The sequence below is a fragment of the Amycolatopsis sp. WQ 127309 genome (genome assembly GCF_023023025.1).
GTDB lineage: Bacteria > Actinomycetota > Actinomycetes > Mycobacteriales > Pseudonocardiaceae > Amycolatopsis.
Genome location: NZ_CP095481.1, coordinates 8,977,786 through 8,992,682, shown reverse-complemented (window position 1 = coordinate 8,992,682; position 14,897 = coordinate 8,977,786). Strand labels below are relative to the sequence as shown.

General features: G+C 69.9%; 14 protein-coding genes and 2 pseudogenes. 7 read left to right on the top strand and 9 right to left on the bottom strand.

The window, feature by feature from the left end; genetic code table 11:
* Positions 1 to 33: 33 nt before the first annotated feature.
* On the bottom strand, positions 34 to 219 hold the full coding sequence (locus MUY22_RS39615) for a hypothetical protein (protein ID WP_247052301.1): 186 nt from the start codon (positions 217 to 219) through the stop codon (positions 34 to 36).
* Between the two features lie 538 nt (positions 220 to 757).
* On the opposite strand from MUY22_RS39615, the gene tkt reads away from it, so the two are divergent.
* Positions 758 to 2,965 carry a transketolase gene (gene tkt, locus MUY22_RS39610; RefSeq protein ID WP_247052300.1) on the top strand — a complete coding sequence of 736 codons (2,208 nt, stop codon included), beginning with the start codon at positions 758 to 760 and terminating at the stop codon, positions 2,963 to 2,965.
* An 85-nt stretch (positions 2,966 to 3,050) separates the two neighbouring features.
* Here the strand turns inward: tkt and MUY22_RS39605 are convergent.
* Positions 3,051 to 3,398: pseudogene (locus MUY22_RS39605) on the bottom strand (transaldolase family protein); the annotation flags it as partial.
* A gap of 259 nt (positions 3,399 to 3,657) precedes the next feature.
* A pseudogene (locus MUY22_RS39600) lies at positions 3,658 to 3,939 on the bottom strand (WhiB family transcriptional regulator); the annotation flags it as partial.
* Between the two features lie 537 nt (positions 3,940 to 4,476).
* On the opposite strand from MUY22_RS39600, the gene MUY22_RS39595 reads away from it, so the two are divergent.
* Positions 4,477 to 4,848: a hypothetical protein gene (locus MUY22_RS39595; RefSeq protein WP_247052299.1), complete on the top strand. Its 372-nt coding sequence runs from the start codon at positions 4,477 to 4,479 to the stop codon at positions 4,846 to 4,848.
* 4 nt (positions 4,849 to 4,852) lie between these two features.
* On the opposite strand, the gene MUY22_RS39590 is transcribed toward MUY22_RS39595, so the two are convergent.
* The 3 genes from MUY22_RS39590 to MUY22_RS39580 form a co-directional block, all read right to left on the bottom strand.
* The gene (locus MUY22_RS39590) at positions 4,853 to 5,206 is read right to left on the bottom strand and encodes a hypothetical protein (RefSeq protein WP_247052298.1); all 354 of its coding nucleotides are present in this window, start codon (positions 5,204 to 5,206) and stop codon (positions 4,853 to 4,855) included.
* A 363-nt stretch (positions 5,207 to 5,569) separates the two neighbouring features.
* Complete coding sequence (locus tag MUY22_RS39585) at positions 5,570 to 6,184, bottom strand: nuclear transport factor 2 family protein (protein ID WP_247052297.1); 615 nt, start codon at positions 6,182 to 6,184, stop codon at positions 5,570 to 5,572.
* Positions 6,181 to 7,251: an amidohydrolase family protein gene (locus MUY22_RS39580; protein ID WP_247052296.1), complete on the bottom strand. Its 1,071-nt coding sequence runs from the start codon at positions 7,249 to 7,251 to the stop codon at positions 6,181 to 6,183. Before MUY22_RS39580 ends, MUY22_RS39585 begins: the two co-directional genes overlap by 4 nt.
* Positions 7,252 to 7,317: 66 nt before the next feature.
* Between MUY22_RS39580 and MUY22_RS39575 the strand changes: the two genes are divergently transcribed.
* Positions 7,318 to 7,806, top strand: coding sequence for a MarR family winged helix-turn-helix transcriptional regulator (locus tag MUY22_RS39575; RefSeq protein ID WP_247052295.1), 489 nt, complete (start codon positions 7,318 to 7,320; stop codon positions 7,804 to 7,806).
* A 49-nt stretch (positions 7,807 to 7,855) separates the two neighbouring features.
* On the opposite strand, the gene MUY22_RS49565 is transcribed toward MUY22_RS39575, so the two are convergent.
* On the bottom strand, positions 7,856 to 8,569 hold the full coding sequence (locus tag MUY22_RS49565) for a RidA family protein (protein WP_256474879.1): 714 nt from the start codon (positions 8,567 to 8,569) through the stop codon (positions 7,856 to 7,858).
* Entirely contained in the window at positions 8,478 to 9,989 is a 1,512-nt protein-coding gene (locus MUY22_RS39565; protein ID WP_247052293.1) for an FUSC family protein, read from the bottom strand. The genes MUY22_RS49565 and MUY22_RS39565 overlap by 92 nt, the downstream gene beginning before the upstream one ends.
* 44 nt (positions 9,990 to 10,033) lie before the next feature.
* Here MUY22_RS39565 and MUY22_RS39560 point away from each other — a divergent pair, with 44 nt between their 5' ends.
* The 4 genes from MUY22_RS39560 (at position 10,034) to MUY22_RS39545 (ending at position 14,296) form a co-directional block, all read left to right on the top strand.
* Positions 10,034 to 10,474, top strand: a complete 441-nt coding sequence (locus MUY22_RS39560; protein ID WP_247052292.1) for a MarR family winged helix-turn-helix transcriptional regulator — start codon at positions 10,034 to 10,036, stop codon at positions 10,472 to 10,474.
* 41 nt (positions 10,475 to 10,515) lie between these two features.
* Positions 10,516 to 11,085 carry a cysteine hydrolase family protein gene (locus tag MUY22_RS39555; RefSeq protein ID WP_247052291.1) on the top strand — a complete coding sequence of 190 codons (570 nt, stop codon included), beginning with the start codon at positions 10,516 to 10,518 and terminating at the stop codon, positions 11,083 to 11,085.
* A 444-nt stretch (positions 11,086 to 11,529) separates the two neighbouring features.
* The gene (locus MUY22_RS39550; RefSeq protein WP_247052290.1) at positions 11,530 to 12,033 is read left to right on the top strand and encodes a GNAT family N-acetyltransferase; all 504 of its coding nucleotides are present in this window, start codon (positions 11,530 to 11,532) and stop codon (positions 12,031 to 12,033) included.
* A gap of 841 nt (positions 12,034 to 12,874) precedes the next feature.
* Positions 12,875 to 14,296: an SdrD B-like domain-containing protein gene (locus MUY22_RS39545; RefSeq protein WP_247052289.1), complete on the top strand. Its 1,422-nt coding sequence runs from the start codon at positions 12,875 to 12,877 to the stop codon at positions 14,294 to 14,296.
* 106 nt (positions 14,297 to 14,402) lie between these two features.
* Here the strand turns inward: MUY22_RS39545 and MUY22_RS39540 are convergent, their stop codons facing one another.
* Entirely contained in the window at positions 14,403 to 14,627 is a 225-nt protein-coding gene (locus MUY22_RS39540; RefSeq protein ID WP_247052288.1) for a hypothetical protein, read from the bottom strand.
* Positions 14,628 to 14,897 lie beyond the last annotated feature (270 nt).

The window sequence follows — 14,897 nt, the reverse complement described above, 5'->3', positions numbered from 1 at the left end:
GGCTGCTCAGCAGCAGCGTCGAGCAGGCCGCGGTCAGCGGCCGAGCTTGTTGCCCAGGCCGCCGATGAGGTCGCCCTGGTTGATACCGAACTGGGCCGGCAGGCTCTGGTGCGCATCGGTGTCGACCTGGCCGGGCAGTTCGGTCTCGGCTTTCGCGGTCTGATCGCCGTCACCGCGACCCCTGATCATTTCGAGGACCTTGTCCTTCGGGATCTGCACAGAGTTCTCCTGGGGCGCGTTCGTGAGGAGGTCACCGGATCTCAGGGTGACGTGACACTCGATGGGGCACCTGGGTCCCGGGCGCGATCCGAGCCGATCGTGGCTCTTCGTGAGGCGGATGCCCCTGTGGTACCGCCACAAACATTCGAATCAGCCGGCGCTCGTGGTCACCTGGCGAGCAGTGGCTCGTCGCGCCCGGGACGACGACAAGGGCACCGAACTCGGCACCGCGCCGGCGGAGGTCGCCGACGCGATCGCCGGTCACCCGCGGCGGTCGCACCGCGCGAGCGCGACACACTGTACCCGCCCTGGTGGCGGCCGAACTGGCCGAAGCGGCAGCCCTCGGCGAGGTCGTCACGGTGGCCGGCGCCCACACCTTCCCAGCCCGGCGCGGCGACCGGACGGCGTCGCTCATCACGGACTTCGCGGATCGCTGCCGGCCCGGGAGCGTTTAGCGCCGCGACTTCGGGCTATCCCCGCCAGAAGCAACCGTGGCCGCCCGGACTTCGCGACCCCGTCGATCCGGAGGCCTCACCTCATGACACGTTCGGCTACGACCGTTCCGCGGCGCGACCCGTCGCTGCTCCCGCCCGTGGCGGACGCCGCCGGCTGGACCGAGGTCGACGTCCGCGCCGTGGACACCGTCCGGGTGCTCGCCGCGGACGCCGTCCAGCAGGCCGGCAGCGGACACCCGGGGACCGCGATGAGCCTGGCACCGCTGGCCTACCTGCTGTTCCAGCAGGTGATGCGCCACGATCCCGCCGACGACCAGTGGCTCGGCCGCGACCGGTTCGTCCTGTCCTGCGGTCACACCAGCCTGACGCTCTACCTGCAGCTCTACCTGAGTGGCTACGGACTGGAGCTGGCCGACCTGCAGCAGCTGCGCACCTGGAACTCCGCCACGCCCGGGCACCCGGAGCACCGGCACACCCGCGGCGTGGAGATCACCACCGGCCCGCTCGGGCAGGGTTTCGCCAGTGCGGTGGGCATGGCCATCGCCGCGCGACGGGAACGCGGCCTCCTCGACCCGGACGCCGAGGCCGGCCGGAGCCCGTTCGACCACCACGTGTACGTCCTCGCCTCCGACGGCGACATGATGGAAGGCATCACCGCCGAGGCGGCGTCCCTGGCCGGCCACCAAGAGCTCGGCAACCTCGTCGCCTTCTACGACGCGAACCACATCTCCATCGAAGACGACACCGACATCTCCTTCAGCGAAGACGTCGCTGCCCGTTACGCGGCCTACGGCTGGCATGTCCAAACCGTCGACTGGACCAGCACGGGCCGCTACGTCGAAGACGTGGAAGCCGTCCTCGCGGCCACCGAAGCGGCCAAGGCCGAAACCGGCCGACCGTCACTCATCGTGCTGCGCACCATCATCGGCTGGCCCGCACCCACGAAGCAGAACACCGGCGCGGCCCACGGCTCCGCGCTCGGCGACGACGAAGTCGCCGCCGTCAAGACGCTGCTCGGCTTCGACCCGGGCCAGAGCTTCGTGGTGGAGGACGAGGTGCTCGCGCACGCCCGGAAGGCCGCGGACCGCGGTCGGGCTGCCCACGAGCGCTGGGATCGCGGCTACGCGCGCTGGCGCGAGAGCAATCCCGATCGGGCCGCGCTGCTCGACCGGTTGCAGGCCCAGCGGTTCCCGGAAGGGTGGACCGACGCGCTTCCGGTGTTCCCCGCCGGCACCAAGGGAATGGCCACCCGCAAGGCTTCCGGTCAGATCCTCACCGCGTTGGCGCCGGTCCTGCCGGAGCTGTGGGGCGGCTCGGCGGACCTGGCCGTCAGCAACAACACCACGATGGAAGGCGAACCGTCGTTCACCCCGGCGGGCAAGCAGACCGCGCAGTGGCGCGGCGGTCCTTACGGCCGCACACTGCACTTCGGGATCCGCGAACACGCCATGGCCGCCATCCTCAACGGCATCGCGTTGCAGAGCCTGACCCGTCCCTACGGCGGCACCTTCCTGGTCTTCAGCGACTACCAGCGGCCCGCGATCCGGCTGGCCGCGCTGATGCAGCTGCCCGCCACCTTCGTCTGGACGCACGACTCGATCGGTCTCGGCGAAGACGGGCCGACCCACCAGCCCGTCGAGCACCTCGCCGCGCTGCGCGCGATCCCGGGCCTGGACGTCGTGCGCCCGGGTGACGCGAACGAGACCGCCGCCTGCTGGCGCCGCATCCTGGAAAACCGGGACCGTCCCGCCGGTCTGGCCTTGACACGCCAGGACGTCCCGGTGCTGGATCGCGGTCTCGGGGGTGTCGCATCCGCAGATGGTGCTGCCCGCGGAGGTTACGTCCTCGTCGGCTCCGACACCCCCGAGGTCATCCTGGTCGCGACCGGCTCGGAAGTTCAGATCGCTCTCGACGCCCGTGCACTGCTGGCCGAAGACGGCGTCACCGCCCGCGTGGTGTCGATGCCGTGCCGGGAGTGGTTCGCGGAGCAGGACCTGTCCTATCAGGACGACGTGCTGCCGCCTGCGGTGCGAGCCCGGGTGAGCGTCGAAGCCGCGGTCGCGCAGGGCTGGCGTGATGTGGTCGGCGACGCCGGCCGGATCGTGTCGCTGGAGCACTTCGGCGCATCCGCCGACTACCGGCGGCTCTACGACGAATTCGGCATCACCGCCGCCGCTGTCGCCGCCGCGGCGCACGACAGCCTGCGTGACGCAGCCGGTACCCCGCGCCTCGGCGGAGCGCAGCAGGCGGCCGCGCCCACCACCGGCGGAACCGGCGACCGGCCCGCTTGAGCGATCTCACCGACGCAGGTTCTCCTTCGCTGGAGGAGAACCTGCGTCCTGGCGTCCATGACGTCAAAGTGCCCGGGTGCGGACCTCAGGAGGCCGGTGCGGTTCCGGTGGGGAGTTCGCCGGAGACGGTGCGGCCGAGTTCGTCCCAGCTGCGGGCGAACTTGCGCAGCCCGTCCCGTTCGAGGGTCCCGTGGTCGGCGAACGCGGCCAGCGTGGTGCCGGGCATGGTGTTCACCGTTCCCGCCACGACGAGCTCGGACACGTACATCGTGTCGGGGTACGCGGGATCCTTGACGCCGGTGGACGCCCACAGCGGTCGTTGCGGACGTGCGCCGGCGGCGGCCAACCGGTGCCGGCGCTCGCTGTCGAGGGTCTGTTCGTGGATCTGGTAAGCCAGCCGGGCGTTCGCGATCGCGGCCTTGCCCCGGGGTGCGCTCTCCTCGTACATGGCTGTTCGTTGTCAGCTGCGTTCTCGTCAGTGCGCTCGACGCATCCCGAATTCACGAATCGGCCGACTGGTGCGTTGCGGGGCCGGCCTGGAACCAGGCGTCGCCGACGACCTGCTCTCCGGTCTGCGGCTCCGTCGCTGCACGGACCTCGGCGGCTTCGCCGTCCGGCCTGGTGGATGCCTGCTCGCGCCGGTCACCCGGATCGCCCGGAAAGACCTGGCGCGAACGGAGGCCGGGCAGGGCCGAGCGGCCTGATCGCTCCAGGAACGCCGCGCGCTCGGCAGCCGTCAGACCACCCCACACGCCGTAGGGTTCCCGCACGATCAGCGCGTGACGACGGCATGCCTCGATGACCGGGCAGCCGGAGCAGATCGCTTTGGCGAGCTGGTCGCGATCGTCTTTGGCCAGGCCGCGTTCGTGGTCAGGGTGGAAGAACGTCGTGCTGTCGATGTCGCGACACGCGGCATCCCTTTGCCAGTCCCAGTTGGCAGTCAGCGGGGCCGGCAGCCGGCTCACGTCGACCATGGCAGACCACCGTCCGCTTCAGACCCGGCAACGTGAACCGGGACGGGGACGGCATGGTTTCGAGGTGGCCGGCGGTCGGGTCGCGCCGAGTCAGGCGCCTTCCGAACGGCCGCTTGTCGTACGCAAGAAATGGTGATCACCCACGTCTCTGGTGCACTGCGGTATCTGTGCGAGTGCCGCCAAGGACTGGGGCGGTGGTGCGGACTGAACGATGTCCGCACCTCAAGATGACCATATCGTTGCATGAACGATGCGGCCGCGGCAAGGGGTGTCTTCGACGTCGAGCGGGTGCACTCGGCGACCGGCTTGCCGGTTCGGCAGTCCCGTTCCTGGGACCGGGCGATCGTGTGCCGGCCGACTGCGATGTCGGCCAGCCGTAGGCGAGACCCTGCCCGACAGTCCAGTTGAGTGGTATGGGTGAAGCCCTCCGAGCCGAACTCGGAGGGCTTTTTGGGCCTGTCCTCGATTGCACGTCGTGTCCGTGATCGCGGGCCCATGATCGGATAGTACGGCCAGTTCGTCGTGCAGGAGATCCCGATGATCCGCAACGCGCTGGACTTCGCCGTCCCGGACGGTGACTGGCTGGCCGTCGGCGGTCCTGGCGGACTGCTGCTGCACAGCGCCGGTACCGACCACTACCCAGCCGTGCGACTCGAGCTTTGGGATTCCGAACCCCTTCCGGGACTCGGTGACCGGGATCAGTTCATCGAGGTCGCGTGCGACCTTAGCGACCTGGTGCGGCTGCAATCGGTTACCGCTACCCAGTCACCGCACGTCTTGACCATTACCCGCCCTGGCCCGCACCGTGCTCGGGTCCACTCCGGCCATCGCGCCGAGACCGCGGAGCTGGAAGAGGGGTCCTTCGCTGAAGGCGTCGAGGGCTGGCTCGTTCAGCTCTGGCCTGGCTGATCCGTCACGCTCGCCGCCGCAGCAGCAGGTCGACGAGCGCCACCGTCGCGAGCGCGGCGCCTATGACGGCCAACGCGATGATCACCACGATCGTCGCGGTCGAGAGCTCTGGTGGATCGCAGCTGGTCAGGCCCGGGCGATACCCGCAGCTGGAGAGCGCGCCCTTGGTGGAGGACTGTGTCGCCGGAGCGGTCCCCAGGGCCTGCTCAGCCGACCACCAGGTCAGACCCGCGCAGACGAGCAGGACGACGCCAAGCACTCCGAGCAGCAGTTGACTCCATTGACGCACCTTGCGATCACCTCCGTCCGGCTTCCAGTGTCCGGCATGACTGTGCTGACCAGCGCGGGGTGCGTCCACTGCGACGTTGCTTGGTCGAGTTCCGCGGCCGTGACACACCGTTCTCGGTGTCTCCGCCTGCCCAGCAGCAACGTCCGCCCGGCTCGACCGCGAAATGGAGCCGCGGTCCGATGTGCTTCGCACTCTTCGGCGGCGTGCCGCGAGACCTCACTCGGGTTGTGCGCCTCGTGATCGATGCGCATGATCCCGAATGCCCGCCCCCTGTCGCGGCTCGCGGCAAAGCTCGTCACGCAGGAAATCGCGCGGAAGGCGCGAGCGGTTGGTGTCGCTGTCCGCCGGACGGGCCTCTGTTCTTCGTGGGAGATGTGATTGCCGGCACTGAGATCCTCCGCCGGCTCCGGGCATGTCCGGCGGAAGGGGCGGCTACCCGGGCTGGGAAGTGTCCTGAGCGGCGTCGAGCCATTCGAGTGTCTCGTCGTAGAACGCTTGTACGCGCTCGGGACGATCGTCGCCGAGCAGATCGTCTCCGATGCTGTATCCCTTGCTGCGCAGGTAGTACGTCAAGAGTGCGTAGCTGGTGCGGAACCCGGCGGTGTCGGAGCTTGTGACGTTCACGGTGTCGCCGGGGAAGGCGGGGGTCAGGGTGTCACGTTCGTAGATCGCGTCCATTTCCCGGACTTGCCAGCGACCGTCACTTTTGGTGAGCCGGTAGTTCAGCCGGGTGTAGGAGACCAGGTGAGCGGGCACGTCGCCGATCCGGATCTGGAACTCCACCCCGCAGGACACTTCGGCGATGGCACGGTCTCCCCGGGTGTGGACGACGGGCGGGGAAAGCCGGTGCACGGCATAGTCGCCCTGCGCGCTCATGCGTTCCGAGCCCGTGACGAAGCCGGGGCCGTCCCCGGTGTACCAGGACAGGTTCACCCGCGAATCGGGGGCGAAAGCCGCGCGCATCTGGGCCCACCGGCCGCGATCCCGGCCCTGCCGTTCGTGGAGGATGACCTGTTCGATCCGGGTGACGTCTTCGCTCGTGCTCATCGGATCCGCTCTCCGGCGATCCAGACGCCGGTGATGGCGCGGGTCGCGGAGATGTCCTGGGTCGGGTCACCGTCGATCAGGAGCAGATCGGCGCGTTTGCCCGGTTCGATCACGCCCCGGTCGTCGAGGCCGAACGTCCGCGCGGTGAGGGTGGTGGCGCCGCGGAGCACTTCGACGGGGGTCAGCCCGGCCTCGACCATGAGGCCGAGCTCGTCGTGCATCGATTCGCCGTGCTCGGGCCCGAAAGGAGCACCGGGCGCGGAGTTGGCGTCGGTGCCGACCAGGAGCCGGATGCCGGCCTCGTGGAACTTCGTGACGGTGTCGCGGGCGTACTCGTACTTGAGCCCCGCCGCGCCTCGCAGGTCGGCGACGCCCCGCATCATCGTCAGCGTCGGCGAACACACCATGCCGAAGTCCCGCATGCGCCGCACGGTCTCGTCGTCCAGGACCGCGTCCAGAGGTGCGTGCGTGCTGATGTCCACGCCGGCCTCGACCGCGACGTGGAAGGCGCCGGTGGTGATCGAGTGCGCCACGACCAAGAGGTCGTGCTCGTGTGCCGCGGCGACGATGGCGTTCACGGTCGCCTGGTCCATGCCCTCCGGCGGGGCGGCCTCGGTGACGATCTTGATGTAGTCGGCGCCGTCGGCTACACGGCGCTCCACGAACGCGTGCGCTTCCCGCGGAGTCGTGACGATGCCCTCGGCCGGGAAGCCGGGCATCTTGGCGTGGTTGCCGCCGGGGCCCACGGCCGGGGTGGTCGCGCTGAAGATCTGCGCCACCCCCGGTTGCCGGCGCATCTCGGCGACGAAAGAGTCCGGCCACGCCGCCATGTCCATGCCGGTCGTGACGCCCCACGTCGCCAGGTTCTGCAAGTCCGGCCGGCCGAGCACGGTGTGCACATGCGAGTCGATCAGCCCGGGCAGCAGAACCTGGCCCGCGCCGTCGACGACCACGTCGGGGGTTTCCTCGACGCTGATCTCCGTTCCTTTGAGGTACACCCGCCGGGGTTCCGTGAGGCCTTCGCCCGTGAACACGCGGACCCCGTCGATCGCGGTTACCGTTCCCATGACAGCTCCTTTCAAAAAAGCTTTCTTGAAAGCTATCACAGAAGCTTTGTCGGGTACACTGACACCGTGACCCACGATCGCGTGAACGTGTCTGCAGACGAGCGCCTGGCGTTGACGTTCTCCCAGCACGTCGTGCGTCTGCAGGCCGTCCTCGAGCAGACCATCGCCCCCGCTCTGACGGCGCAGGGTCTGACACCTTCGGAACTCGACGTGCTCGCGACACTGCTGTCGGCCGGCACTCCCTACCGGCGGCGGCCGAAGGAGCTGGCGGCGCACTTGCTGCTGACGACGGGTGGGCTGAGCAACGTCCTGCGCCGTCTCGACGCACGCGGGCTCGTGTCCCGCGTTCCCGACCTCTCGGACCGGCGAAGCCACAACGTCCAGCTGACACCGGACGGCGTCACCACCGCGCGGGCCGCGACCGCGGCGGCGACCGTGGTGCTCCAGCGCGTGCTCGCCGTGGTTCCGGCTGCGGATCTGGAGGTCGCGTTGCATCAGCTGCAAGCCATCCTCGGTGCGGTCGACGACGCCTGGCTCGGGCTGGCTGCGAAGTAGCCGGCCGGCACGGCGCCGGTGCCCCCGGCGCACTTTGCGCGGTGCTCGGCTACGGCAGTGGTGTGGCCTGGAAGGCGACGAGTCGAGGCGGGTCACGCTCCGGTACACGACGATCACCATCGGGCCGGACCACTGTGACCGACCGATCGGAGACGTCGATTTCGTGGTGGACGAACGTGCCGTCGCGCAGCTCAGCGGGCTGCGCTGGACCGCCGTCCGCCCCGCCCGGATCGTCGACGCATCGATGGCGAGGGTGGCCGATGGGGATCACGGCGGCGACCTCGACGTCGCCGTGGGGTAGCGCGGATAGGGCGATCATCCGCGCGGGCGGTTCGGTCACCGGGCCGAGGACGGCGCGGTAGACCTCGTCGAACGCGGCGGTCTGGGTGCCCGGGTCGCGGAGGAACACCGTGACGAACGCGGCGTCGGCGAGGCGGGCGCCGCCGGCGTCCGCGATCGCGGCGAGGTTGGTGAGCGCGAGGTGCGCTTGCACGCGGAACGGGGCGTCACCCCGGCGGGTGCCGTCCGGGTCGCGCGAGGTCTGCCCGGAGACGCCCCGAGTCGCTGCGCGCGGTGTGGCCGGCCATGCGGCTTGCCGCCGCAATGACGGTTCGTGACCTCCGGGAACGTACTTTCCGGCCGCCGCCCCGCGACGATCCCGGCATGCACGATCAAGACCGCAGCCGGGTCCGATCGCCGCGGTTGCGCAGCGCCAGCTGTGCCGCGGTCGAGGCGTTGTCGATGAGTTTCGCCGCAGGGGCATGCGGGGCCGTGGGCTGGGATGTGGCCGGGATGGCTTGTGGGTCAACGGTTTCGAGGTTTTCGGCGGCGCGGCGCAGGTGTTCGGCCGATGCCGTGAGAACGTCCCCGGCCAAGGCCGGCGTAGTCCCGGTCAGTGCCGCTTGTGCTGACGTGCGCAGTTCGGTGGCGCTGTCCGCGACCTGCCTCAGCGACTCCAGGAGGTCCTGCGGCGGGCGACGTTGCAGTGACAGGCGCTTGCGAGCCGCGTCGAGTTCGCGCGTGGTGGCGTCCGCGGCGGCTCGGGTGTGCAGGCGTTCGCCGGGGAGGGCGGGCGGGGTGAGCAGCACGGCGACGCGGTCGAGCAGGCGTGCGTGGGCTTCGAGGACGGCCGCGAGGCGGTCCGGGATGCGGTCCTGCTCGCGTGCGGGCCAGATCAGCACGGTGGCCAGCGCGGCCAGCAGCGCGCCGGCGGCGTTGTAGGTGCTGCGTTCGAGCGCGTCGGTCCAGCCGATGGTGCCGCCGGTGTCGGTCAGCAGCAACGCGACCGGGGCGGAGAAGACGGGCCAGAAGCCGTAGTTGATCCGCCGCAGCGGCTGGCCGAGTCCACTGAGGACGGCCACGGCGACCATGAGGACGTACGGGGAGAACCCGGCGGCGACCACGAGAAGGGCGGCGGCGAGGGCGGAGCCCAGCACGGTGCCGCCGACGCGTTTGACGATCCGGTTGGTGGTCTGGCCCCAGCTCGGGCGCAGCGTCGTGACGATGCCGATGATCACCAGCTGGCCGCCGGGCAGCCCGGTGGCGGTGATCAGCACGTAGGCCGCGGTGACGCAGACGCCGAGCCGGACCGCGTGCCGGAACCGGGGCTCGCCCTCGCGGGCGGCGGTGCGCAGGGCGGCGAGGGCCGTCCGGACGCGCTCGGCGACGGGTTCGCGCGGGGGTCGGATTCGCGGTGGGTCGTGCCGGCCACCGAGGTACGGGATGAGCAGCAGGGCGGTCGCCCACAGCCCGCCGGCCAGGAACAGCGCCGTGCTCGGCCACACGTCGGCGTGCGCCTGCTGGGCGCCGACCACGACGCACAGCGCGGGGAAGGGGCCGAGGACGTGCAGCGGGGAGCTGAACGCGGCCAGTGCCAGCACGGGGAGTGCGGCCCAGCCGCCGGTGAGCATCCCGAGCGCGATGCCCGCGGCCATGAGAACGCTGCGCCGCACGAGCGAGACGACGCGATCGCGGGTGTCGCCTCGGGGAGTGGAGCGCATCACCAGCCACGCGGCCATCGCGGTCAGGATGCCGGCGTCCGGCCGGCCGAGTGCGACTCCGAGACAGGCGGGCAAGCCCACGGCCAGGGCGGCGGCCGCACCGATCCGCCAGTCGTAGGCGACGCCGGGTTCACGGGAGAGGTACGTGCGCACGATCCCGCGCGCGGTAGTCGTCAGCGTCATCGGAACCTCCTTGATTATGTCGCATAGTTATGTACTATAACAGTATGCGGGATGACGAGATCGAGCGCTTGCGCACCCAGCTCAAACTGCTCCAGCGCCGGCTGCGCCAGGAGGCGCTGCCGGTCACCGGGTTGTCGCTCTCGGCCGCCCGTGTCCTCGGCGCGGTCGCCCGGTCGCCCGAGGACGCTCAGCCGGGCAACCTGGCCGAACAATTGACGATGAGTGCCCCGAACGTGTCCGCGGCCCTGCGTGAGCTGGACGCGGCGGACATGATCGCCCGCACCAAGGATCCGGGCGACGCCCGCAAAGTGCGCATCGTCCTGACCACTCACGGTCGGGAGATGGTTGCACGCAGTCGCCACGAGCGCGACTCCTGGCTGGGCCAGGCCATCACGTCCCTGCTCGACGAGCAGGAGCAGCAGCTGCTCCTGCTCGCCGGCAACCTGATGGAGCGCCTCGCCGGCCACCAGCCGTCCACAGCGTGAACCACGTGCCCGAGACGGCACACACCACGAGGAGACCTTCCATGCCACTGAGCACCATCGACCCGGCCTGCGCCCTCGTCGTCGTCGACCTCCAGAAAGGCGTCACCGCCCGCCCGGAGATCAAGGACGTCCTCGACAACGCCGTCGCGCTGGCCGCCGAGTTCCGCCGGCGTGGCCTGCCGGTCGTCCTGGTCACCGTCGACGGCGGCGCCCCCGGCCGCACGGACGCCCACCAGAGCGCCACGGGCAACCGGGCGCCGCGACCGGACGGCTGGGCCGAACTCGCCCCCGAACTCGACCCTCAGCCCGGCGACATCCGCATCACGAAACAGCGGTGGGGCGCCTTCACCGGCACCGACCTGCACCGGCTCCTGCACGAGCGGGGCGTCACCCAGGCGGTGATCACCGGTGTCGCCACCAGCATCGGCGTGGAGTCCACCGCCCGCGCCGCCCACGAGCACGGCTACCACGTCGTGCTCGCCACCGATGCCGTGGCCGACCTCGATCCCGAGGCGCACCGCAACAGCCTCGAGCGGATCTTCCCCCGCCTCGGCGAAACCGCCACCACCACCGAAATCCTGACCACGCTGGGCAATCACCCGAACGACTGACCACGAAGGACAGTGCCATGCAGACCGTCATCGCCGCGGACGTCCCCGTCCGCGCCCAAGACCCCCAGGTCCGCCCGTCCCGGATCGATCCTGCGCCAGAACCTGCTGGCCGCCACGGCGGCGGACACCCTGAGCTTCCGGCTGATCCGCAGCCAGTACCAGGACGGTGAAGCCGCCTTCGAAAGCCCTCGCCACCACCACGCCTTCGCCGCGCACCCCGAAGTGGCCTTCGCTGCCGCCGTGACGGGTACGACCAATCTGTATGCCAGCATCGACGTCGCAACCGCCCAACATTTTACTGCTACCTCACCGAGGCGGTGGCCGCTTTGCCTGGACTGCGCCACACAGCGACAGCGCCGATTCACCGCACCCTGAAAGGGCCTGGCCCGTATCCTTTCGGCCTGTCGTGAAGCTTCGCACCATGGACCGCGCCATCTGGCAGCAATGTGCCCGATCAGGCTCCCCGACGATTTCGTCCACCCCGTCTACACGCCCGTGCTCGACACCGGGCTTCACCTGCGGCCGATCCGCGAGGCGGACACCGCTCTCGATTACCCTGCTGTGATGGGCTCGCGGGAGCGCTTGTGGAGGATCTTCGGTCCGGCCTGGTCTTGGCCCAAGGAGACGATGACCTATGAAGAGGATCGCCTCGACCTGTTGCGGCACGAGAAGGAGATAGCCGCGCATCAGTCGTTCAACTATGCGCTGCTGGACGAAGAGGAGACCGCGATCCTCGGCTGTGTGTACATCGACCCGCCCGAGCGCACCGGTTCCGACGGCGAGGTGGCGTGGTGGGTGGTGGACGACCTGGTCGGCAGCGAGGTGGAGCATGCGCTCGACGCGCTGGTGCCGCAGTGGATCGCCGCGGACTGGCCCTTCCGCCGGCCCCGCTTTCTGGGTCGCGACATCACCTGGCAGGACTGGCTCGCGTTGCCGCCCATCTCGTGACACCTCCGAGTCAGTAGCTGGATCGTGCCCCTTTTGGAGTTCCTCTCGTCGTTGTGGTCGTGCCGCCGCAGACCTCACCAAGCAGTCGACCTCCGGCGGCAGTGACGAAAATCGCCGCGCTCATCGCCGGCGACTGGGCATGCGGAAGTTTTGCGGTTGTGGACTCAGTGACGCTGCACGTGGCGGCTCGCTCGGGCTCCGCTTCGGCCGCGGCGGGATGGGCGACGAGCAAGCCACGCTCGGCCTCGACGTCATCCGGGGAATTCGCCGAAGGGCAACTCGGGGAGAGCTGTAGTAAAAGGTTGTTCTGCTGGCTTCGTGTCACGCCGGTGTCGAACAGTGAGCGGTATAGGCAAGCCCGAGCAGGCTGCCCTTTGCAAGCAGGCGGGAACGCATCCGTTGAAGGGTCTGGCTACCGGAAGTCGCCGACTGATGAGACCTTCGAGCATCAACTCTACGGCTTTGCCGGCCAAGCGCGGTGACACCGTAATCTCCGTCCCAATCGGAGCGAAGTCGTCTTGCCGAGCCTGGTGGCCGCCTCGACGGCGACGACCCCGCCACCGCCGGCCACCAGCGTACGCAGCGACGAATCCAGCACGCCGATTTCGGCGTCGCGCTCCGACACCGCACCCCCGGCGCCGGCGTTCCCACCACCGAGGGCGCAGGTGCCGTTCCGGTGGCCCGGGATATCGGGCGTCACACGAAGGGCGTAGTGGCCCGGTTGGTACACGCCCGAACCGGCTTCCCGGTTGCCGTTGCCGGTGCCCGGAATGTTCCGAGCTGCCGGAGTCCTCCGCACCGGCCGTAAGTTGGCCGGGACAGTCCGAAGAGGGGGAAGTGCATGATCACGGGCAGATTCGCCCGGTTGGCTCGCGCTGGCAGCGCGCTGACCGCGGCACTCACGATCGCCGGCGCGGCCACTGCGGCGCCCGCCTTCGCGGAAACCGGGCCGGACCTCAAGATCACGGCGACCGTCGAGCAGGGGCGCTGGCTGCCGGGGGACGCCGTCCCGGTCGAGGTGACCGTCACCAACACCGGTGACGCGACGGCGACCAAGGTGCACGGCGCCGCCTACACGCAGTCCGGGCCGTTCTTCTACGTCCCGTCGCAACCTTGGGGCGATCTGGAGTTCCAGGGCCCGGGCGGGACCTTCGCGCCGGGGGAGAGCCGGACCTACCACCTGCACGGCAGCGTCGGCACCCTCGAGCAGGGCAACCCGGTCGTGGAGTTCACCGCGTCCGGCGAACTGGACGTCGACTACGCCGACAACTCGACCCTGGTCACCGTGCCCTTGCTGCCGAAGGAGACCGCCGACCGCATCGCCGGGCACCTCTTCGGCGACCGCGACCGCGACGGCAAGCCGTCCGCGGGCGAAGAGAACCTCGCCGGCGCCGAGGCGCACGTGATCGCGAACGGGATGTCCCACGACCTGGTCGCGATCACCGACGCGGCCGGCCGGTTCGCCTTCGACGCGCTCCCGGTGTCGTCGAGCTACTCCCTGCACTTCGAGAAGGTGCCCGGCGGCTGGGTGACCCCGCCGTCCCTGCCCCAGCTGCGGCTGGACGGCAGCGGCGCGAACACCGCGCTCGAGGTCGCGACGATCCGGCCGCTGAGCGACGTCCTGACCGAAACCATCACCCTCGACAAGCAGAGCTACGCCGTCGGGCAGACCGGGACGGCGACGGTCACGCTGCAGAACACCGGCGACCAGCCGCTGACCGACCTCTACGCCGGCTGCGACCCGGGCGGGTTCGGGCAGGAACTGGACGTGCCGCACGAGCAGTGGGGCGCCTTCGACCCCTGGCACCCGGCGGGCAAGCTGGCGCCGGGGGAGCGCGTGGTGCTGAAAGTTTCGGGCAAGGTGCCGGAGCGGGCCGCCTACTTCGGCCGCACCGGGCTCGGCTGCTACATCGACGACGGCAAGACCTACAACTCCGGCCCGTACACCTTCGCCGGGGCCAAGGTGCCGGGGAAGAAGGCCGACGCCAAGGGCCGCGTGTGGATCGACAAGAACGGCAACGGGCAGCCGGACGCCGACGAAGGCCTGGCGAAGACGACCGTGGCCCTGACGGAGGACGGCGGTCACGTCGTTTCACTGGCCCGGACCGACGCCGCGGGTTTCGCGACCTTCACCGATGCCCCGGTGGGGAGTTACCAGGCACGCCCTCTCGGCCCCTGGACGACGATCGGCGACACGGTCGTGGACGTCACGGCCCCGCCGTTCAGCCTGGGTGACTGGAGCGTGCAGGTGGCCCGGCGCTGACGGCGTCAGGACCGGCGTCCTCGAGAGGGGGCGTCGGTCCACGCCGCGCGGCGCTTCGGTGTTTCCGTCGGGGAGAGCGGCCGGCTGCCGCAGGTCTCCCGCTGATCTACCTGCTTCTCGCGATCCCGACGGCCGCGCCGGCCGGCGGGACGCTCTTCGGCGCCGCCGCGGAGATCTCGGCCGGGGCGAGGACGTGCTCGGCGATAGCACGGGGCTCGTCCATCGGCAGGAAGCAGACGACATGGTCGCTGACCGGGAGGCCTTCGAATCCCGTGCCCAGCGCGTCGATCGTGGGGGCCACGCCCAGGCCGGGAGTGTGCGGCAGCTCCACCGGGATGAGGGCTGCATGAAACCGCCGCCGATGTTGGCCGTCGACGGAGGTGAATGACGTTCCGGCGACCCGGATCCGGACCGGGGAACCCTGCGCTACAACGAGCGCATGATCTCCCCAAACGCGGGAGATATCCCACATGTGGGGGTTCAAGTCCTGCTTTTAACACGCAGACGTGGGAAATCTCCCGTGCTGACGCGGCTCACTTAAGCTGCAGGTCGGTCGCGAATTGCAGTGTGGGGTTATAGTTCAACTCGGTCCTCTGACTGG